Source organism: Thermosynechococcus sp. NK55a, from assembly GCF_000505665.1.
GTDB lineage: Bacteria > Cyanobacteriota > Cyanobacteriia > Thermosynechococcales > Thermosynechococcaceae > Thermosynechococcus.
Map to the genome: position 1 here is coordinate 1,437,574 of NC_023033.1, position 19,975 is coordinate 1,457,548.

Genomic DNA, 19,975 nt, shown 5'->3' on the forward strand with positions numbered 1-19,975 from the left:
CCTATCTTAGCGGTTACGATTTGTACCTTGAGTGCCCCCCTGTTGATTTGGGCGTTGGGGGGAAGCGGGTTGATTCGCTTGGTTTGGGCGCTGGGCATTATTGCCACCGCTGCGTTGCAGGGCAAACTGAATCGCCTCAGGGGTTTGTACCAGTTGAATTTGACCAGCCACCGGATCGTTGGTGCTGAGCATGGTTGCCACCAAATTATCCAGCATGACAACGCGGATACCCGTATCCTTGATCAGTTCCGGTCGCTGCTGACGGGCTTGGTCCACTTCCCGTTGGAGTTGCATTTTATCAAAGTAAAAGGGAATAAACCGCTGCGTGCGGGTCTGGCCGTTTTCGCGCACTTGTGCTTCTACGGCGATGGGGTTGCCTGTTTTGCTATCCGCTAGGAAAAAGAGGGGAGTACCACCTATGAACGGTTTGCCATCCTTGGTCAGAATTTTGCCATCGCGCTCGACCAAATCACCACTTTGTTTGAGCAGATTCACCGCCGCCTCCAGTTGGGGTTTTGAGGGAATAATGTCCACACCAACAACAGGATTTTTTTGGCTTTCGAGGGCAATTTTCACCGCACCACTGAGGGCAGCCGCAGAAATCCGCGCCACACGACCAATCTCGGGCTGCTGCGTTTTGATGGCATTGAGGGCACCTTCAGCATCTTTCTGACTAATAAAGAAGGTAAACACTTGGGTTTTCTTATTTCGATCTTGGGGGTTAGGGATTTCAAAGGTCAGCGGCTCCCCTTTGTCGTTGGTGATCATAAAAACGGGCACATTGTTGAGAATCTGCAGCACCTGTTCTTCCGGTAAGGCGGTGGCAGTCTCATAGCGGCCAATAGCAGGAGCGAGCCACAGGCTACTCACTAAACCTGCCAAAACACTCAAGTGTGCCAATCTCTTCATACAGTCTCCTAAATGAATGCTCTGTTGCAGTAGGTGAACTCTCCAAATTTAGTCCCTGAGCTGTGGAGAGGGGTAGCGATCGCAATGTAGTACCTAACTCACACCAAAACTTATGCACCAAACCAGTGGGTATTTTTACATATGACGTACTCTCTTTGCTTTTCCACCCTAGGCCAATTTGACGCAATGGACAAGGGGCAAGTTTCTAGAGTCTTCGCTGAACTAGCGTTCAGGGTCTAGGGGCTCTAAACTAGTAGCGCTTTTGAACCAGCCCTTGCGCCAGAAAAAGAAAAATAAACTGCCCGCGATGGTGAGCATGAGCGCCCCGCAGGCCGGATAACCCCAATACCACTTCAATTCTGGCATATTCCAAGGGGAGGCATCGGGATCAAAGTTCATGCCATAGATACCGACAATAAACGTTAATGGTATGAAAATCGTCGAAATGATCGTCAGAATCTTCATAATTTCGTTCATTTTATTACCAACGGAGGAAAGATACACCTCCATTAAACTGGCCGCCAGTTCGCGGTAGGTTTCCACCATATCTAGCACCTGAATTGCATGGTCATAACAATCCCGCAGATAGATACGCACTTCCTCCGAAAGGAGGGGGCTGGAATCTCGAATCATGGCATTGATAGCATCCCGTTGCGGCCAAATGGCACGGCGCAGCGCCAGTAGTTCGCGGCGCACTTGGTGGACTTCTTCGAGGATGGCGGGACTGGGATGGGTAACAACAGCATCCTCCAGCGCCTCAATACGCTCGCCATAGTCCTCCAGAACCGGATAAAAGCCATCAATAATGGCATCTAGGAAGGCATAGGCCAGATAATCGGGGCCGTAGCGGCGAATAATGCCCCGACTTGTCCGAATCCGCTGCCGCACCATCTCAAAACAGTCCCGTTCGGGTTCCTCCTGGACGGTGAGCAAGAAATGTTGCCCCAAGACAAAGCTCACCTGTTCGGTATAAAAGCCGTGTTCATTTTCTTTGGGGGTGACCATGCGGGTAATCAGGACCATGTAATCGCCATGGTCTTCAACTTTGGGGCGCTGCGGAACGTTGACAATGTCTTCAAGAACAATGGGGTGCAGCTGAAAAACTTGACCGAGGCGCCGCATCACATCTTCATCGCCAATGCCTTGAACATCAATCCAACTGACAGACGGACTCCTGAGGTAGGGGCCACATTCTTCCGGAGTTTCTAAAATGCGACGGCTGGCCTGATCTAGCTGATAGTCAATGAGAATAATGGTCGGTGGTGGAGCGTCAGCCTCAATACTGAGGGTGCCGGGCATGGCTCCGGGTTCATCAAAGAAGTAATCTTCGAGATAGTTATCTTCTTCCTCGGCAGGGGGTGAGGGGACATTGCGGAAAAAGTGAAAGGGTTGCCTGGCCATAAAGGGTAACAGACGGGGGGCAAAGGGGCTACTAGAAACCTAGGGCAAATTGAGCGGCAACGTCCCAAAACTGCCTGAAAAGTTAAGATTTTTAAGTGTACTGGCATTCACGGTGGGAGCGGTGCGGTGAATTCTCAAGTTTCGAGAACCTCAGTGTCAATTTGGGTCGCGATCGCCCAACTGTTGCGGTGGCATCAGCCGGCAGGTCGTTTGATTCTCCTCATTCCTGCCCTCTGGTCTTTGACATTGGCTAGTGAAGGCTTGCCGTCGTTGAAGTTGCTACTGATTATCACGGTGGGGGCGATCGCCACGAGTGCGGCGGGCTGCATTGTCAATGACTGCTGGGATCGCAATATTGACCCCCATGTGCAGCGGACTCAAAACCGCCCCCTAGCCAGTCGCCGACTCTCCCTTGGTGTGGCCTTGGGCTTGATGGTGATTGCTTTACTCTGTGCTTGGGGATTGACATTCTACCTTACTCCCTTGGGGTATTGGCTGGCGGTGGCGGCAGTGCCGGTGATTCTCCTCTATCCCTTGGCGAAGCGAGTGTTGCCAATTCCACAACTGGTCTTAGCAGTGGCCTGGGGGTTTGCTGTGCTCATTCCCTGGGCAGCGGTACAGGGACGCTTAACCTTGACCACCGCGTGGTTGTGGGCAGCAGTGGTGATGTGGACATTAGCCTTTGATACGGTGTATGCCATGCCTGATCGCCCCGACGACCGCCGACTGGGGGTCAATTCCAGTGCCTTATTTTTCGGTGCCCATGCGCCCTTGGCGATCGCGCTATTTTATGCACTGACGGTGATATTCCTGATGATTGTTGGCTTGAGGGCAGGACTCCCTTGGCGATTTTGGCTGGCTTTGGCAGTCACCACCTACTTTTGGCTGCGCCAATCCCTGCAAATTTACACCCACGAGCGCCGCGATACCCAAACAACAACGCTCCCCATTCAGACCTATGGTCGTTACTTCAATGAAAATGTCTGGTTGGGCTTTTTGCTCTGGGTGGGGATGTGGTGCCCTAGGCCTTAGTCAAGAGCTTGGGAGAAACCTGCCACGGCACAATTGTCAGAATGTCCACTTGGGCACAGTATTTGAGATCGGCTTCATTGCCCAGATTAAGGAGGCGCTGCCCGTGGCTGGAATGGTGAAAGAGGGTCAATAGATCATCTTGGTAGTAGCGGTACAGAGCAGTGGCAGCAATGGTTTCGTCATTGCCAGCAAGGGTTTCGAGGGGGGCATCCTGCTGACCCCAGAGGTAATGAATCAGTGCCCCAGCACAGACAGTATCTTCGAGGGAATAGCTGCCTTCCCAGCCCGAACCAACAATCCAGAGGGTTGCCGGTTGATGTTTTTGGACAAACTCAGCAACGGCGGCACGATTGACAAGGGCGGCAGCGAGAACGAGGGGACTTGCCTGAATTCGCTCAAGGGAACGGGTGCCATTGGTAGTACTCATAAAGAGGCGACATCCTCTCACCCGCTCCGGCAAGCATTCAGCAGGAGAATTGCCCATATCAAAGCCAGCAACTTTTTTCCCCCCCCGTTCACCAACGCGAATCCGCTTGGCTGCCGGCCATTGCTGACTGACTTGTTCGAGTTCTGTCAGATCACTAAAGACTTGAACGGCTTCTGCTCCAGCGGCTAGAGCAGTGGCGATCGTGGTGGTTGCCCGCAGGACATCGACAGCAATGGCACAGTCGGGCTGCCAGTCGGCTGGTACACCCTCTGGTGTGTGGTAGGTATAGATTTTCATAAATGGAAGGGGAGTTTGGCTACGATGATCCTTGATACATAAAGTATGTCACCATTGGGATCACTGTAGCGGCAATGAGCAGGGCAACCACAAGAATTGTGGCGGAGCGATCGTCCGTTTCCTCTTTGCTTTTGTAGGTTTTCTCGACAACCACTTCGCGTACCACTGGGGGTCCCGGATCCGGTTCGCCTTTGAGGACTTTCCCAAGGCGATCAACGGTGTCAAGTACCGATTGATTGTAGTTGCCCTCCCGCAGGGGCACCCGCATCGTTTCTTGGACAATACTTTCAGCGGTCTCAGGATTCAAGCGCTCGGCCACGGCGTCGCCATAATGAATCGCTGTGCCATTGGTGACGGTATCGAGGGCAATGATCACTTGATTGGCCTGGGACGCAGGATCGGGAAACCACTGGCTAAAGAGGTCATCCACAAAGCTCTGGGGGGTTTCGCCATAGTCAAGGCGGTGTAGGGTAACAATATGAACATGAATGCCCGTTGCCTCGGAGAGGTCTTGGAGCGATCGCCCAACACTGCCTTGGGTGACGGCACTGAGCACATTGCCCTCATCAATGACCCCGGCTGCTGTTCCCGGAAAGGGGATATCGATCGCCCCGGTTGCCCAGACAGGGGTAACCCACAACGTACTAGCGAGTAGTGCCAGCAAAAGATAGCGAATGCCGTTTTTCCAAGCCACTTGCCAATGCATCTGTGCTTCATCCTGTATCTCTCAATGCAATTTTCCCAGATATTGCTTGCAAAACTAAATTTTCTTTTAACAAATCTTAAAGTATTTCCCAAAGAACTGCTCTACGAAGGAGCACCCCCAAGCGTAAACCTTGCCCAAAAATAATGTCCTTGGTTATTAGTCAAGGATTTGAAAGTAAGTGGGTTTATCAACCTAACCCATAGAAATGGTACAGCTCTCTTTCAATAGAATACGCTTAACACTGTGAAGGTCACTGTAGGGTAGTATTTCATCGCCTTCGTTTATTCTATATCTAGAAAAACCTCCATATTTTAGAAAAAAGCTGCATGTCTGCTTCGGTAACCCATTCCTCTTCTCGTTGGCGATCGCTACGCAATAATGCCCTGTTGATTGGGGTGGCTGTGCTGATCACACTCCTGATTCGCGTTTTTGTAGCGGAGTCGCGTTTTATTCCCTCAGAGTCTATGGAGCCAACACTTTGGCCCGGCGATCGCATTGTGGTAGAAAAGATCACCTATCGCCAGCGATCGCCCCAGCGGGGGGATATTGTTGTCTTCTATACCCCACCCCTCTTGCAAACCCTGGGCTATCGTGCTGATCAAGCCCTAATTAAGCGGGTGATTGCGACAGCCGGGGATACCGTTGCCGTGCATGATGGCCGCGTTTGGGTCAACGATCGCCCCCTCGATGAGCCCTACATTGCTGAGCCACCCATTTATACCCTCTCTCCAGTCACCGTGCCAGAGAATATGCTTTTTGTTATGGGGGATAACCGCAACCACAGCAACGACTCCCACATCTGGGGATTTTTGCCCCTGGAGAATGTCATTGGTCGGGCGATCGCCTGCTATTGGCCCCCTAACCATGCGGGCAAAATTTTGTCTCCGGCTACCTAGGTGGCCAGCTGCATCACTGTTTGGCATCCTCCCCCCTTCCTCACTCAATGGGCAGCTCGGCTCACCTAACAAATAGGTTTTCATGGTTTTAATAACCGTTGCTCCCACCTGTAGCGCGCTATGGGTTTGGCTGCAAGCCAAAGATATCGTAAGAAAACACTGCTAACCAACTCAAATGATCGTCGCAGCAAGAGACTGCCGCCAAATTGTATCCTCTGTTTTAGAAAGGTAATTAGAAAGGTAAAAAGTGATACATTGACAGTTGATGCTGCCGCAAGCGATCGCTAGGCTAAAGATGCCTCCTTAGGAAGTGTCATCATGTACAGTGAACATACTCCCCAAGCGATCGCCAACCGTCGTTATCAGGTCAGAATTGGTCAATATTTCAAGGAGGGCTGGGAAATTTTCAGCACCCAACCCGCTGCCTACATTGGCTTCCTGGTTCTGATGACGATTATCAATGGTGTACTCAACAATATTCCAGGGGTTGGCCTGATTGTTAGCACGATTTTGTCAGGGCCCTTCGCCGCAGGCTACTACTTTTTCAGCTTTCGCATTGCCCGCAACCAAAGACCCACATTTAGCGAATTTTTTAATGCGTTCAAAAACAACTACTTTTTGCCCATCCTATTGACAAACCTAGCGATCATCTTGATTACGAATGTGTTTGTGATCAGTGCCAGCCTTCTATTCATGATTGCGGGGCTACCCTTGTTGCAAAGGATATTAGAGCAGGCGGCAGCTGAAGCAGCGAAGCCCGATGCCGACCTAGAACAACTGCTAGCGTTACTGGAGCAGCTTCCCCCTGTACCGGATGGACTCAACCCTGTTTTAATCTTCCTGGGTGTGGTCCTGCTGCTGCCGGGGATTTACTTTGGGATAGCCTACGTGTTTGCTGTACCTTTGGTGGTGGAACACCAGTTTGACGTGTGGCCAGCCCTAGAAACAAGTCGCCGCTTGGTCTCCCGTAATTGGTGGCGCTGCTTTTTCCTCATTGTGTCAATTATTTTCTGCAATATTTTGGGCTTTTGTCTCTGCTGTGTGGGGCTGCTGGTGACTGGTCCCTGGAGTAATTGTGTAATTGTGGCAGCCTACCGCGATATTATTGGCCTCAGACCCACCACTGATACCACCAACCCGTCTTAGAGCAATGACGCTGCCCACCCTTGTGGATCTCAACCTCGACCCCTTTTGGATGCCCTTTACCGCAAACCGCCAGTTCAAGCAAAGTCCGCGGCTCCTTGTTTCGGCAGCGGGGATGTACTACAGGAGTATAGATGGCCGTGAGATTCTCGATGGCACGGCTGGGTTGTGGTGTGTTAATGCTGGGCACTGCCGTCCGGAAATTGTTAGCGCGATCGCCCAACAGGCAGCCACCCTAGATTTTGCCCCCACATTTCAGATGGGACATCCGGGACCCTTTCAGGTGGCCGATCGCCTGCGCAGAATTACGCCTGACCCCCTCAACCATGTCTTTTTTGCCAACTCTGGCTCTGAGGCCGTGGATACAGCCTTAAAAATTGCCCTCGCTTACCATCGGCTGCGGGGAGAAGGGACGCGGCAACGGCTCATTGGGCGGGAGCGAGGCTATCACGGGGTTGGCTTTGGTGGGACTTCGGTGGGGGGAATTGCCCCCAATCGCAAGTTCTTTGGTTCTCTCTTGGCAGGGGTAGATCATTTGCCCCACACCCACAACCTGGAACACAACGCCTTCAGCAAAGGGCAACCCACTTGGGGGGCACATTTAGCCGATGAGCTAGAACGCCTAGTGGCGCTCCATGATGCCTCAACAATTGCAGCGGTCATTGTCGAACCCCTTGCTGGCTCTACCGGAGTATTGATTCCGCCTCAGGGATATTTGGAACGCCTCCGTGCCATTTGCGATCGCTACGGCATCTTGCTGATCTTTGATGAGGTGATCACAGGCTTTGGCCGTCTCGGTGCCCCCTTTGCCAGTCAATACTTTGGCGTCACTCCAGATCTCATCACTGTTGCTAAGGGTCTCACCAATGCCGCTGTGCCAATGGGAGCGGTCATTGTCCGCGATGAGATTTACGACACCTTTATGCAAGGACCAGCGGGACAGATTGAGTTTTTCCATGGCTACACCTATTCGGGACATCCCCTTGCCTGTGCCGCTGCCTTGACAACCCTAGAGATTTACGAGAAAGAAGCCCTATTTGAGCGGGCGGCTTCCCTTGCGCCTTATTGGCAGGAGGCCATCCACAGTCTACGGGGTCTTCCCCATGTCATTGATATTCGCAACTTGGGTTTGGTGGCTGGCATTGAATTGGCGCCACGGGAGGGTCAAGGAGGAACACGGGGCTATGATGCCCTGTGTCGGGCCTTTGAAGCGGGACTATTGATTCGTGTCACGGGAGATATTATTGCCCTCTCGCCACCGTTGATTGTGGAGCGATCGCACATTGATCAAATGGTGGACATTTTAAGTCGAGTTCTCCAGGAACTTCCCTAGGTACCACAGCGTCAAATCTAAAGGATCATTCTCTCCTTGGAGGCTTGTATGTTACGCGTCCTCCCACTGGCCATCAGTAGCTTTGTGACACTGCTGGCGATCGCGCCCCCTGGCCGTGCTGCCTATCCCCTCTTTCCCAATCAGCCGGGTGTCGATATCTTCTTCCCGGGGCTAGAGTCCTTTGGGCGGCCACGGACACCGCAGTATGATCCCTACCATCCGATCATTTACCGGCCGCCGGGGCAATCAGCGACCTACATTATCGTGCCAGTGCCCTATCCACCCCGCCCCATAATTTACCAGCCCCCCTATTCACCGGTTTACTACCCCTATTACCCCTGTTATCCATTCCGTTGTCGATAAGCAACAATACAGGAATTGATACTTGACTCGAGTTGGGAAGCAGGTCAAGAGCTTCTTCTCCTGCTACAATAGCAGCTAATTTAGCCATTTTCCTTCAAGAGAAATCTATGGCTCAGTTGGCGATCGCTCCAGTGCTATTTCACTTGGCCTTTCCCGTCAATAATCTCACCGACACCAAGGCCTACTACATTGATGGTTTGGGGTGCGAACCGGGGCGGGAAAATCCCCACTGCCTGATCATGAAGCTCTATGGTCATCAACTGGTGGCCCATGTCACCGAGGAACCCTTGGTGGCCCCCAAAGGAATCTATCCGCGCCACTTTGGCCTAATTTTCTTGGGGCAGGCAGACTGGCAAAATCTCTGCAATCGCGTGATCCACAAGGGGCTGAACTTTTACCAACCACCCCGTACCCGCTTTGCCAATACCCCCTTAGAGCACCAAACCTTTTTTCTTGCAGACCCCTTCCACAACCTGATTGAAATTAAACACTACCGCCACCCAGAAGCCATTTTTGGTCTGCGGGATTACCGTAAGATTGGGGATACCCCCCTCGTTTCTGCACCGCAACCGTGAGTCATCTGATTCTCTACAGCAAGCCGGGCTGTCACCTCTGTGAAGGACTGCAGGAAAAGCTGGCCACCTTGAGGGAATTTACCCTCGAGGTACGCGACATCACCAGCCGTGAAGATTGGTGGCAGGCTTACCAGTACGAGATTCCTGTTCTCTACCTAGTGATTGGGGCCCAAGTGATGTCTGTGCCGCGACTTTCCCCCCGTGCCTCGGTGGCCCACATTCGTCAACGTCTCCAGGAATTGGCCAAGGGAACTGGATCAGCGGCGGCCAATTCAGGTGCATAATCGGCATAGCAAAACCAAGAAGGAACTCACGCATGGTAGACCTGGGAGCGATGCTCTTTCGTGGCCGTGGCGTCAAGCTCTCGCAGCAGTTTGCGGTCATTGGCCTAGGACGGTTTGGCCGCGGGGTGTGTGAAACCCTGCATGGAATGGGCTATGAGGTGCTTGGCAGTGACAATCAGGAGCGGCTAGTGAATCAAGTCCTCCAAGATCACATTGTGGATCATGCGATTCAATTGGATGCTACCGATCCTCAAGCCCTGAAGGAGGCAGGAATTTTTGAGTTTGAAACGGTCATTGTGGCCATTGGCAATCACCTGGATGCCAGTATTATTACCACACTCAACCTCAAGGAAGCCGGTGTTCCCAAGGTTATTGCTAAGGCTTCATCGGAAGTTCACAAGAAATTGTTAGAGCGGGTAGGGGCCGACCGGGTTGTCTTTCCAGAATATGAGGCAGGTTGTGAACTGGCGCGATCGCTCACTCGACCTGCGATTTTAGACTGTCTTGACCTCGATCCGCAAAAGAGTATTGTGGAAGTGAAAGTACCCGCAGCATTTCATGGCCGTACAGTTGCGGAGGTTGAACTCCGCAGTCGCTATGGTTTGAACCTGATTGCCCTGCGCTTTGATGATAAGTTTGAAATCAATCCCAGTCCCAGCCAGAAGCTGCATCAAGGGGACATCATGGTGGTGATTGGTGACAATAACGATATTGAGCGCTTTTTGCGTAGTCAGCACATTCACTGAGACAAACCCAGGTCTAGGCTGTTGAGCTTCCATCACTGGTCGCCCCCCGCACGGGTATTAGCTATTTTTCTATGGATTCTTTGTATTAGCAGTTTGCAGCGCTGGCCCAGCCTGGCGATCGCGACTGTGCTGGTGGTGCTGCTCTACACCCTGAGCCACCTCCCCTGGGAGCGCTTGGGCAAACGTCTACGGCAGATGTGGCTCTTTTTTCTAGGGCTGTGGGCACTTTTGGCACTAACCCCGTGGCCGATGTCATTCCTGCTCCCTTGGCGCCTGCTGCTGTGTCTGGCTCTGGGAGTGGTCTTGCTCGACACCCTCACCTTTAGCGAGTGGGTGCGCGTCTGTCGCTGGTGGGGGCTACCGCCGCTGTTGGTGGATACCCTGGCATTGACCTATCGCTACCTTTTTGAGCTGGAGAGACAGTTGGCGCAAATGCAGCAGGCTCTGTTTCTGCGAGGATTTCAGTTGAGTTGGGGCCGTCTTCGCCCTTGGGGGCAAGTGATTGGCAGCTTTCTAATTCGCACCGAAGAACGATCCCAGCAGATTTACCTAGCAATGCGGCTACGGGGTTATGGGCAAATCCTCCACCGTCGTCCTCAATTTTCTGAGGGAGCACCGTGGAGTTGGGGGCTCACGCTGATTGCTAGCATAGGGGCAGGGTTATTGGCAACCTATGACACCCTTGGGGAAATCAAACTGCCTTTTTGGAGTGAATAGCCAATGGTGGGAACAGTGATACATTAACATATTAACATTTGTAAACGGTTGCCCCTTTGAGATTGCCCCTATGAAACCCAAGAACACGCTTTTCGTTGCGGAGCAGGTGTGCCTCGTTGGCCATATTGTGGCGATGGCCTTTGGCTTAGCGGGGTTGCTCCTCGTTGTACCCCGTCCCGAGTTTATTTTGGCATTGCCCGCGTGGGGTCAGCAACTTTTTCAATGGAGTATGGGGAATGGCGGCGTAGTTTATATTATCCTGGGTGCGCTGGCGATCGCCCTTCATACCTATCGCAACTTTGGCCTTGGCAAACTCCTTAGCTTTTTGCTGCCAGCGGTGGGCATTTCCCTCACCAGTGAACTGTTGGGGACGAGTACCGGCTTTCCCTTTGGCCATTACGGTTACCTCAGTGGCTTGGGCTACAAAATTGCTGGGTTAGTACCCTTCACGATTCCCCTTTCTTGGTTTTATATGGGGCTAGTCACGTTTCTTTTGGCCTACAGTGGTTTCATTAGTCGTCCCCGGCGGGAAGGCAAAGGCGTGGGGTTGGGGGCAGCTTTGATGACGGTAGGCTTGGGAGCCATCTTTTTAACGGCTTGGGATTTTGTCCTTGATCCGGCCATGAGTCAAACCACGATTCCCTTTTGGCAATTTCAGGAGGTGGGTGAGTTCTTTGGTATGCCCTACCGCAATATTCTGGGCTGGACGGGCACAGGAGCCGTGTTTATGGGACTGGCGATGATCACTTGGTGGCCAAAGCCAATGGTCGTCAACCGTGGACAACTGATTACCCCCTTGGTGGTGTATCTGGTGAATTTTGCCTTTGGGGCAATGATTACGCTCACGTCCTTGGATCAACGCTTTTGGATTCCGGTAACGTTGGGATTTGTTTTGGGGGTCGTGCCGGTCACAGCCCTGTGGTGGTTTGCCGAAGCACCCTTAGAGAAAGTTCAGGGGGTCAACATCAATACTGAGGCGGGTTGAGCGGGGACATTGCCCCTTGAGATGCATCAGGGCTTGGCCGAGTTCAGAACTTTGCAGTAATTTGCCCTTGAGTAAAATTTGCCAGCGGTGGCGGCCAGCAATTTTGGCGATCGCGGCGGGGGCGGGGCCAAGGAGTTCCCAGTCTCCCTGAGAAACCGGGGCCAAGATCTGGAGTTGTTGGGCAATTGCCTGTGCCGTTGTGGCTACTTCCTCAGGATCAGGACTACTCAAGCGCAGCAGGATCAGTTGGGCATAGGGGGGATAGCCCAAGGGGGCGCGGCTACTGAGCTCCTGGGTAGCAAAGCTGTCCCAGTCATAGGCTTGGACTGCTGTAATCACTGGATGATCCGGCACATAGGTTTGGAGAATAACCTTACCGGGATGCGCCCCTCGACCCGATCGCCCCGCCACCTGGGTGAGAATTTGAAACGTGCGTTCTGCCGCCTGATAATCGGGCAAGTGCAGGAGACTATCGGCAGCCAAAATTCCCACGAGGGCGACCTGCGGCAAATCAATTCCCTTCGTCAGCATTTGCGTCCCCACCATCACATCGGCTTCGCCGGCTGCAAATTGAGTCAATAACTGGCGATGGGCACCCTTGCGTTGGGTGGTATCACTGTCAAAGCGCAGTACTCGCAACTGGGGAAAGAGGCGATTCAGTTCCCTCACCACCCGCTGCGTTCCCCCACCGAAGGGCTTGAGATAGGGGGACCCACAACTGGGACAGCGCTGCGGCACCCCCTGAGTGTAGTTGCAATAATGGCAGCGCAGCACTTCCATTTCTTCGCCAAAGAGGTGCCCAGTCAGAGACACACTGCAATGGGGACAGTAGATCACTGTGCCACAACTGCGACAGGAGACAAACGTGCTGTGACCCCGCCGCGGTACAAAGAGAATCGCCTGCTGTCCCTGAAGATTCGCCAGCGCTTCTTGAAGCGGACGGCTGAGCATCGAACGGTTGCCACGGTGCAATTCTTGGCGCATATCCACGATCGTGATGGGGGGTAAGGGGGTGGCATGAATGCGCTGAGGTAGGGAAAGGAGGTGAATCTGTCCCTCCTGGGCAGCCTGCCAAGTGCTGAGGGCAGGGGTGGCGGTTCCTAAAATCAGGGGACACTGTTGCTGGCGCGATCGCCATTGGGCAACAGTGCGGGCATGGTAGCAGGGCTGAGGTTGATCCTGTTTGTAGCCGCTGTCGTGCTCTTCATCGAGAATGATCAAACCCAAGCCCACCAAAGGCAGCAGTACCGCCGAGCGCGTGCCAATGATTACCCGTGGCTCCGGCATCAGGGTCAATCGCCAAGTATCGTAGCGCTCTCCCTCGCTGAGACCGCTGTGATAAACCAACAGGCGTTCACCAAAGCGGGCTCGCACTCGATCCGTCAGTTGGGGTGTCAAGCCAATCTCCGGCACCAGCAACAAGGCCGATCGCCCTCGCCCTAGACACTCAGCAATAACTTGCAGATAGACTTCCGTTTTACCCGAGCCCGTGACCCCGTGTAGGAGAAACGTTTGGGCACAGTCTAGGTGTTTTGAAATGACTTGCAGGGCAGTGGCTTGGGCCGTCGTCAGTGTTTTTGGCCGATCGGGTGTCACCGCTATCCCCCGTTCAGTGCGGCAGTGCTGCCGCTCCACAATGGCAATGTATCCTTTAGCAGCAAGGCGGTGGAGGGTTTGGGGGGTCGTGCCCGTGGCCTTGAGCACCTCCTGTAGCCAGCAATCGCGACCCTGTTGCTGCAAGTAGCGGAGGATTTGGCGCTGCCGCTGCGTTAAGGTTTCCCCTTTACTATTGAGGAGTATCACTGCCTGTTGCTGTTTTGGCTGTTGACTCGCGGGTGCCGCTAAGTAGGTTTCCACTAGGCCAAGGCGTTCGAGCTCTTGGAGGGCCCGCTGAACCTTGGGAAGCTGTTGCTGGAGGTAGCGTACACTGTAGTCCCCACTGCCTTTGGTCTGGAGAAAGCGCAGTAGATGTTGCCCTTGTTCCGAAAGGGGGGGGATCCCCTGTTGTGGCCGCAGGCGTACCCGCCGTTGCGATCGCCCCAAAACCCCCGGCGGCAGAGCAGTGCGTACCACTTGGATAAAAGGTGTGCAGTAGTAGGTGGCAATCTGCTCTAACAGGGCCCAGTAGTCCTTGGGAAAAAGCTGCTGGTCAACCACCTCAAGGAGCGATCGCAACCGCTGGGGCTCGACTGATGGGGGCAATGCCGCCAACACCTCTAGAACAATCCCGCGTGCCACCTGAGAGCCAAAGGGCACTTCCACCACGTCTCCCCCCTGCACCTGCCAACCCCTAGGAATTTGGTAGGTATAGGCTGCGGTTGCCCCCGGACAGTCCACAAGCACACTGGCGTAGGTAGGGCCTTCATGAGAGGGAAATCCTAAATAGGAACTCGTCATCTTGCGGGGAGAGCCATGAATGGCAGCCTTGGGAGAACTTTGCTGCTACTTCCTATCCTTGCCCAAAACGGCAATTTACCCCAACCCAACTGCCATGGCGACTATATCGCCTCCTCGGGTCGTGGTTGATCCCGATGGGCATCGTTTCAACTGTCGCTGCTTGGACAAGGTGCTGCAGGCCTAGTAGGCCCCAGGGCTTGCTGGCCAAATAGGGAGATTGTGCCCTGTGGCGCGCCACTTTCCCAAGGGGACAGTCTTAACAACCAATATCACACCCGCCAGTTTTACCACGATACGGATCATCAGGGTTGCCTTGGCTAAGGTGTCGGAGCACATTTGCTTGGTGCGAGCCAGCCGTCAATTGATTTGTCTTATTTGTCCCCACCGAGAATTGGGTTGTTTGCTTGAGAGGACATGGGAAAATAGGAAAAACTGCTCCTCACCTAACATTCTCCATGACCGGTCTTTACGAAGCAAAAACGATCGCGATCGCCCGTCAACTGTGGGCGGCTAGCCAAGAGTCACGCAACTTCTTTAGCCAACTGCGGGAGCAAATGCGCATTGAAGATAAGCTCCTCGGCTGGGCTATGGAACATCCGGGTCTACGGGTACAACTCTTTCGCCTCATTGACTGTCTGCCGAGTCTGCGCAGCAAAACCGAGGTGGCACGCCACTTGCAGGAGTACCTCAGTGACCCCAGTGTGGAGTTGCCGCCCGGCCTGAAAAAACTCTTGAACTTTGCCCAGCCGGATTCCCTGCCCGCCCAAGCAGCGGCAACCACCTTCACAACAGCAGTTCAAGCCCTTGCCCACAAGTACATTGCCGGTGAAACTACCGAGCAGGTGCTGAAAACCATTGGCCGTCTGCGCAAGCAGGGCATGCTGGTGACGATGGATATTCTGGGGGAAGCTGTGATTACGGAGGCAGAGGCACAGCAGTATTGCGATCGCTACCTTGATTTGATGGAGCACCTCAGTCCCTTGGGCCAACGGGAGGGCCTGAATCCAGTCCAGGTCTCCGTAAAGCTGACGGCCTTTTACTCCCAGTTTGATCCTTTGGATGTTTCTGGCTGCCGGGCCAAGGTGGGAGAGCCGATTCGCCGGCTGTTGCATCGTGCCCAAGAATTGGGGGTGGCGGTGCACTTTGATATGGAACAGTATGCCTACAAAGACATTACCTTGGCGATCCTCAAGGATATTTTGCTAGAGCCAGAGTTTCGCGATCGCGCCGATATTGGGCTAACACTGCAGGCCTATCTGCGGGATAGCTACCAAGATGCCCAAGATCTAATTACTTGGGTGCAACAGCGGGGCACACCAATTACCGTGCGGGTGGTCAAGGGCGCCTACTGGGATCAGGAACTCATTAAGGCGGTACAACATCATTGGCCATTGCCCGTCTATCAACACAAACAGGACACTGATGCCAACTTTGAGCGCATCATTGAACTGCTCCTGAGTCACCATACGGTTTTGCGTACGGCGATCGCTAGCCATAATGTGCGTTCCCAAGCGCGGGCGATCGCCATCGCTCAACAGCAGCACATTCCGCCCACAGCCATGGAATGCCAAGTTCTCTACGGCATGGCCGATAAACTGGCCAAGGCACTGGTGGACGCAGGGCAAACGGTGCGGGTCTATTGTCCCTATGGCGATCTCATTCCGGGGATGGCCTACCTGATTCGGCGGCTTTTGGAAAATACCGCCAACAGTTCCTTTTTACGCCAACAGTTGGGGGCTGTGGCCGTCGAGGAATTACTGGCACCACCGGAACCAACGGCGGACTTTGCGGCTGTGAACGTCCATCTGACCACGGGCAAGACTTCAACCTTTGTCAATGCTGCCAATAGTGACTATGCCCGAGCCAGCCAGCGGGAAGCCATTCAAGCGGCCTTAATTCATGTCCATCGCCAACTGGGGCACACCTATACCCCCATCATCAATGGCGATCGCGTCAATCGCCGCGAATACAGTCACTCCCTGAACCCCTCGCAGCCGGAGGAAATCGTCGGTCGGGTTGGCCTGGCCACCATTGAAGATGCCGAGCATGCGATCCGGGCTGCCAAAGCCGCTCAAGCCCAATGGCAACAGACCCCCGTGGCCGAACGGGCAACTCTGCTACGGCGGGCAGCAGATCTCCTAGAGGCACAGCGCCATGAACTAGTGGCTTGGATGTGCTACGAAGTGGGCAAGGTGGTGGCAGAAGGGGATGCCGAAGTCTCGGAAGCCGTTGATTTTTGCCGCTACTACGCCGATGAAATGGAGCGCCTCAGCGGCGGCTATGACCGCAACTTTCCCGGCGAAACAAACCATTACCACTACCAAGGGCGCGGCATTGCGGTCGTGATTTCTCCTTGGAACTTTCCTTTGGCGATTCCCACAGGTATGACCGTGGCCGCCTTAGTGACAGGTAACTGCACGATTCTCAAGCCTGCGGATCCCGCCGCCGTGGTTGCTGCCAAACTAGCGGAGATCCTGATTGCCGCCGGTTTTCCGCCGGGGGTGTTTCAGTTTCTCCCCGGACCTGGCTCCGTGATTGGCCCCTATTTAATCAAACATCCCGATGTGCATCTCATCGCCTTTACTGGCTCCCAAGAGGTGGGTTGCCGCATTATTGCTGAGGCAGCAGTGTTACAGCGGGGACAAACCCATATCAAGCGGGTGATTGCCGAGATGGGGGGCAAAAACGCCATCATCATTGACGAAAGTGCCGACTTAGATCAGGCAGTGGCGGGGGTTGTACAGTCCGCCTTTGGCTATAGCGGCCAAAAATGCTCCGCCTGTTCGCGGGTGATTGTCCTTGAGTCCATCTACGAACCCTTTGTGGAGCGCTTAGTAGCGGCCACCAAGTCCCTGAATATTGGGCCAGCCCACTTGCCCAGTACCCGTGTCGGACCGGTGGTGACGGCCGCCGCCCGCGATCGCATTCAGGAATACATTGCCAAAGGCCAGCAAGAAGCGGAACTCGCCTTGAGCGTACCGGTACCGGAGGTGGGCTATTTTGTCTCGCCCACGATCTTTACCAACGTGCCCCCCACAGCTACGATCGCCCAAGAGGAAATTTTTGGCCCGGTGCTAGCCGTACTACGGGCAGAAAGCTTCACCCAAGCCCTTGAAATTGCCAATGCCACCGCCTATGCCCTGACAGGGGGGCTGTATTCGCGGACGCCCTCCCATATTCAGCAGGCCAAAGCCCAATTTGCTGTAGGGAACCTGTACATCAATCGTGGGATTACAGGGGCGATCGTGGATCGGCAGCCCTTTGGTGGCTTTAAGCTGTCGGGCCTTGGTTCCAAAGCCGGTGGACGCGATTACCTACTGCAATTCCTTGAACCGCGCGTCATTACCGAGAATGTCCAGCGTCAAGGGTTTGCCCCCATTGCCGGGGTAGATGACTGATGCCAAAAAGCACTCCGTTATTGGCCGAGATTCAGGAGCGCATCAGAGCAGCGGGCGCCATTTCCTTCTGTGAGTTTATGACCTTGGCTCTCTATGCACCACAGGGGGGCTATTACAATCGTCCCCAACTGCAGATTGGTCGGCGCGGCGACTTTATCACCTCCAGTAGTCTCACGAGGGATTTTGCGGAACTGCTCACTGAGGCTTTTGTGCAGATGTGGCACGCCTTAGAGCGACCGCAGCGATTTATCCTCCTGGAGATGGGTGGCGGTGAAGGCCACTTTGCCGAGGGGGTCTTAAGCTACAGCCAAGGGACCTATCCCGATTTCTTTGCTGCCCTTGAGTACCAAATTCAAGAGCAATCCCCCCGTTTACAGGAACGTCAACGGCAACGCTTGGCACCTTGGGGCGATCGCCTGCGCTGGCGAGGCTTGGACACCGCCTGTGAACCCAGTGTTGGCTGCATCTTTAGCAATGAGCTGGTGGATGCGTTTCCCGTACATCGCCTGCAATGGCAGGGGGGCAACTGGCATGAAATTTATGTCAGCCTCAATGCCCAGGGAGCGTTTCAAGAGGTTTTGGGTCCCCTCAGCGACAATCGCATTCACGAGTACTTTGCCACCGTTGGCATTGATCCGCAGCAGCAGGGCTACAGCGACGGCTACCGTACTGAGGTGAATTTGAACCTGATCCCATGGCTCAAGGATCTAAGTGAGCACCTAGAGCGGGGCTTTGTTCTCACCATTGACTATGGTTATCCCGCCCGGCAATACTATCATCCCGCCCGCTGTGGCGGCACGTTGCAGTGCTACTACCAACACCGCTGCCACGATAATCCTTACTGCTTTGTTGGCGAGCAGGACATTACGGCCCATGTGGATGTAACCGCTTTAACATGCTATGGTGAGCAATTTGGTCTTGAAACCCTCTATGTCACCCGCCAGAGTTTATTTCTCATGGCTTTGGGGTTGGGCGATCGCCTAATGGCACAACAACAGAGTAATGGCAATCTCCTGCAAGCCCTCAACCGCCATCAATCACTCCACCAACTCATTGATCCCCTTGGCCTTGGGGGCTTTTACGTCGTTCTTCAAGGAAAGCAAGCCAGCCTCGATCTACCGCAACTCAGGGAAGCGATTCAGGGATTCGGTTAATGACTAAGAGCCACATCCCGCTGGGGAACTGGCAAAACTGACTGGTAGTACTGCTCTAGTTGCTGCGTGGCTGCCGCCCAGCTCCAGCGTTCGGCTTCTTGGCGGGCATTTTGGCGTAGGGTCTCGCGATCGCCCGGAGAGTCAAAGAGGCGCTGACAAGCGGTAATGGCTCCCGTAGGGTCTGCTGGATCAAACAAAAACCCATTTACCCCATCAGTGACAATATCGGGAATTCCCCCACTATTGGCAGCCACCACAGGACAGCCCGCCGCCATTGCTTCTAAGAGAACCAAGCCAAGGGTTTCCGTGCGCGAGGGAAAGACAAAGACATCGGCAGAGGCAAAGGCCCCTGCTAAGCGTTCACCGCGCAGGTAGCCGACAAAATGGGTGGGTGTGCCAGCAAAGTGTTTTTCCAGGGCCTCGCGATGGGGGCCATTGCCCACCAGAGCCAGCCGTGCCTGGGGAATCTGCTCAAGAATTGGCTTAATTTGCTCAATTTCCTTTTCAGCAGAGAGACGACCAACGTAGAGCAGTAAGGGGGCTTCTGGATGCCCCTGGCTGAGAAAGTGGCGCATTTCTTGACTTTGGCGTTGTGGATGAAACAATTCCACATCTACCCCCCGCTGCCAGAGATCCAGATGGCGAATCCCATGGGCTTTCAGCTCTGCCACCATGGCCGTTGAGGTACACAGGTTGAGTTGGGCGCGGTTATGGCCCCAGCGCAAGAGGAACCAGAGGAGCTCCTCCAGAAAACCCAAGCCATAGTACTTCAGGTATTGGGGCAAGTGGGTGTGGTAGGAGGCCACCAAGGGCAATTGGAGTTTCTGGGCATAGTACAGACCAGCCAAGCCCAAGACAGCTGGGTTGGCCACATGGATCAGATCGGGTTCAAAGGCCTCTAGGGCTTTGCCAATAGCGGGTCGCGGCAGGGCCAATTTGAGTTCAGGATACAATGGGAGGGGAAAACCGGAGACACCATAGATGCGCGCGCCTTCGTAATGGTCTAACCCGCCCTCGGGGGCCACCACTAGCACCTGATGGCCATTCCGCTGCAGATGTCGGACAGTTTGACATAAACGGGTAACAATGCCATCAATTTTAGGCAAAAATGTCTCAGTAAATAGCGCGATCCGCATTTCGCTAACCTGAAGGGCGAGGGGGATTTCTCCCATTCTCGAATTAGGGGGGGCTTGACGCAACCCATTAGGGCGA

18 protein-coding genes are annotated in these 19,975 nt (G+C 54.0%); 12 read left to right on the forward strand and 6 right to left on the reverse strand.

All coding sequences use genetic code 11. From position 1 onward, the window contains the following. Window positions 1-6: 6 nt before the first annotated feature. Together NK55_RS06950 and corA are read right to left on the reverse strand one after the other, a co-directional pair. Complete coding sequence (locus NK55_RS06950; protein WP_024125053.1) at window positions 7-909, reverse strand: Tic22 family protein; 903 nt, start codon at window positions 907-909, stop codon at window positions 7-9. A 222-nt stretch (window positions 910-1,131) separates the two neighbouring features. Next, window positions 1,132-2,310 (reverse strand): magnesium/cobalt transporter CorA, encoded by a 1,179-nt coding sequence (corA, locus tag NK55_RS06955; protein WP_024125054.1) that lies wholly within the window; start codon window positions 2,308-2,310, stop codon window positions 1,132-1,134. A 153-nt stretch (window positions 2,311-2,463) separates the two neighbouring features. Between corA and NK55_RS06960 the strand changes: the two genes are divergently transcribed. Further along, a complete protein-coding gene (locus NK55_RS06960) occupies window positions 2,464-3,342 on the forward strand; it encodes a 4-hydroxybenzoate solanesyltransferase (protein WP_297040398.1) in 879 nt (292 codons plus the stop codon). Here the strand turns inward: NK55_RS06960 and NK55_RS06965 are convergent. Continuing rightward, window positions 3,332-4,066, reverse strand: a complete 735-nt coding sequence (locus NK55_RS06965) for a 2-phosphosulfolactate phosphatase family protein (protein WP_024125056.1) — start codon at window positions 4,064-4,066, stop codon at window positions 3,332-3,334. The two genes, NK55_RS06960 and NK55_RS06965, sit on opposite strands and share 11 nt — an antisense overlap. A gap of 19 nt (window positions 4,067-4,085) precedes the next feature. Then, the gene (gene psb32, locus NK55_RS06970) at window positions 4,086-4,772 is read right to left on the reverse strand and encodes a photosystem II repair protein Psb32 (RefSeq protein WP_024125057.1); all 687 of its coding nucleotides are present in this window, start codon (window positions 4,770-4,772) and stop codon (window positions 4,086-4,088) included. A 326-nt stretch (window positions 4,773-5,098) separates the two neighbouring features. On the opposite strand from psb32, the gene lepB reads away from it, so the two are divergent. The 9 genes from lepB (at window position 5,099) to cruF (ending at window position 11,814) form a co-directional block, all read left to right on the forward strand. Then, window positions 5,099-5,668 carry a signal peptidase I gene (gene lepB, locus NK55_RS06975; protein ID WP_024125058.1) on the forward strand — a complete coding sequence of 190 codons (570 nt, stop codon included), beginning with the start codon at window positions 5,099-5,101 and terminating at the stop codon, window positions 5,666-5,668. A 318-nt stretch (window positions 5,669-5,986) separates the two neighbouring features. Further along, window positions 5,987-6,814, forward strand: coding sequence for a DUF975 family protein (locus tag NK55_RS06980; protein WP_024125059.1), 828 nt, complete (start codon window positions 5,987-5,989; stop codon window positions 6,812-6,814). A gap of 4 nt (window positions 6,815-6,818) precedes the next feature. Beyond that, window positions 6,819-8,144: an aspartate aminotransferase family protein gene (locus NK55_RS06985; RefSeq protein WP_024125060.1), complete on the forward strand. Its 1,326-nt coding sequence runs from the start codon at window positions 6,819-6,821 to the stop codon at window positions 8,142-8,144. A 48-nt stretch (window positions 8,145-8,192) separates the two neighbouring features. Next, window positions 8,193-8,507, forward strand: coding sequence for a hypothetical protein (locus NK55_RS06990; RefSeq protein WP_024125061.1), 315 nt, complete (start codon window positions 8,193-8,195; stop codon window positions 8,505-8,507). Between the two features lie 107 nt (window positions 8,508-8,614). After that, a complete protein-coding gene (locus NK55_RS06995; RefSeq protein ID WP_024125062.1) occupies window positions 8,615-9,082 on the forward strand; it encodes a VOC family protein in 468 nt (155 codons plus the stop codon). Continuing rightward, entirely contained in the window at window positions 9,079-9,366 is a 288-nt protein-coding gene (locus NK55_RS07000; protein ID WP_024125063.1) for a glutaredoxin family protein, read from the forward strand. The genes NK55_RS06995 and NK55_RS07000 overlap by 4 nt, the downstream gene beginning before the upstream one ends. Window positions 9,367-9,398: 32 nt before the next feature. Next, a complete protein-coding gene (locus tag NK55_RS07005; protein ID WP_024125064.1) occupies window positions 9,399-10,112 on the forward strand; it encodes a TrkA family potassium uptake protein in 714 nt (237 codons plus the stop codon). A 21-nt stretch (window positions 10,113-10,133) separates the two neighbouring features. After that, the gene (locus NK55_RS12430) at window positions 10,134-10,829 is read left to right on the forward strand and encodes an energy-coupling factor transporter transmembrane protein EcfT (protein WP_024125065.1); all 696 of its coding nucleotides are present in this window, start codon (window positions 10,134-10,136) and stop codon (window positions 10,827-10,829) included. Between the two features lie 70 nt (window positions 10,830-10,899). Then, window positions 10,900-11,814 (forward strand): gamma-carotene 1'-hydroxylase CruF, encoded by a 915-nt coding sequence (gene cruF / locus NK55_RS07015; protein ID WP_024125066.1) that lies wholly within the window; start codon window positions 10,900-10,902, stop codon window positions 11,812-11,814. On the opposite strand, the gene priA is transcribed toward cruF, so the two are convergent. Then, window positions 11,770-14,211: a primosomal protein N' gene (priA, locus tag NK55_RS07020; protein WP_024125067.1), complete on the reverse strand. Its 2,442-nt coding sequence runs from the start codon at window positions 14,209-14,211 to the stop codon at window positions 11,770-11,772. The two genes, cruF and priA, sit on opposite strands and share 45 nt — an antisense overlap. Before the next feature lie 455 nt (window positions 14,212-14,666). Here priA and pruA point away from each other — a divergent pair, with 455 nt between their 5' ends. Continuing rightward, window positions 14,667-17,609 (forward strand): L-glutamate gamma-semialdehyde dehydrogenase, encoded by a 2,943-nt coding sequence (pruA, locus tag NK55_RS07025; protein WP_024125068.1) that lies wholly within the window; start codon window positions 14,667-14,669, stop codon window positions 17,607-17,609. After that, window positions 17,609-18,763, forward strand: a complete 1,155-nt coding sequence (locus NK55_RS07030; RefSeq protein ID WP_041429125.1) for a class I SAM-dependent methyltransferase — start codon at window positions 17,609-17,611, stop codon at window positions 18,761-18,763. The genes pruA and NK55_RS07030 overlap by 1 nt, the downstream gene beginning before the upstream one ends. On the opposite strand, the gene NK55_RS07035 is transcribed toward NK55_RS07030, so the two are convergent. Continuing rightward, window positions 18,760-19,899 carry a glycosyltransferase family 1 protein gene (locus NK55_RS07035; protein ID WP_024125070.1) on the reverse strand — a complete coding sequence of 380 codons (1,140 nt, stop codon included), beginning with the start codon at window positions 19,897-19,899 and terminating at the stop codon, window positions 18,760-18,762. The genes NK55_RS07030 and NK55_RS07035 overlap by 4 nt on opposite strands. Window positions 19,900-19,975: the final 76 nt, after the last annotated feature.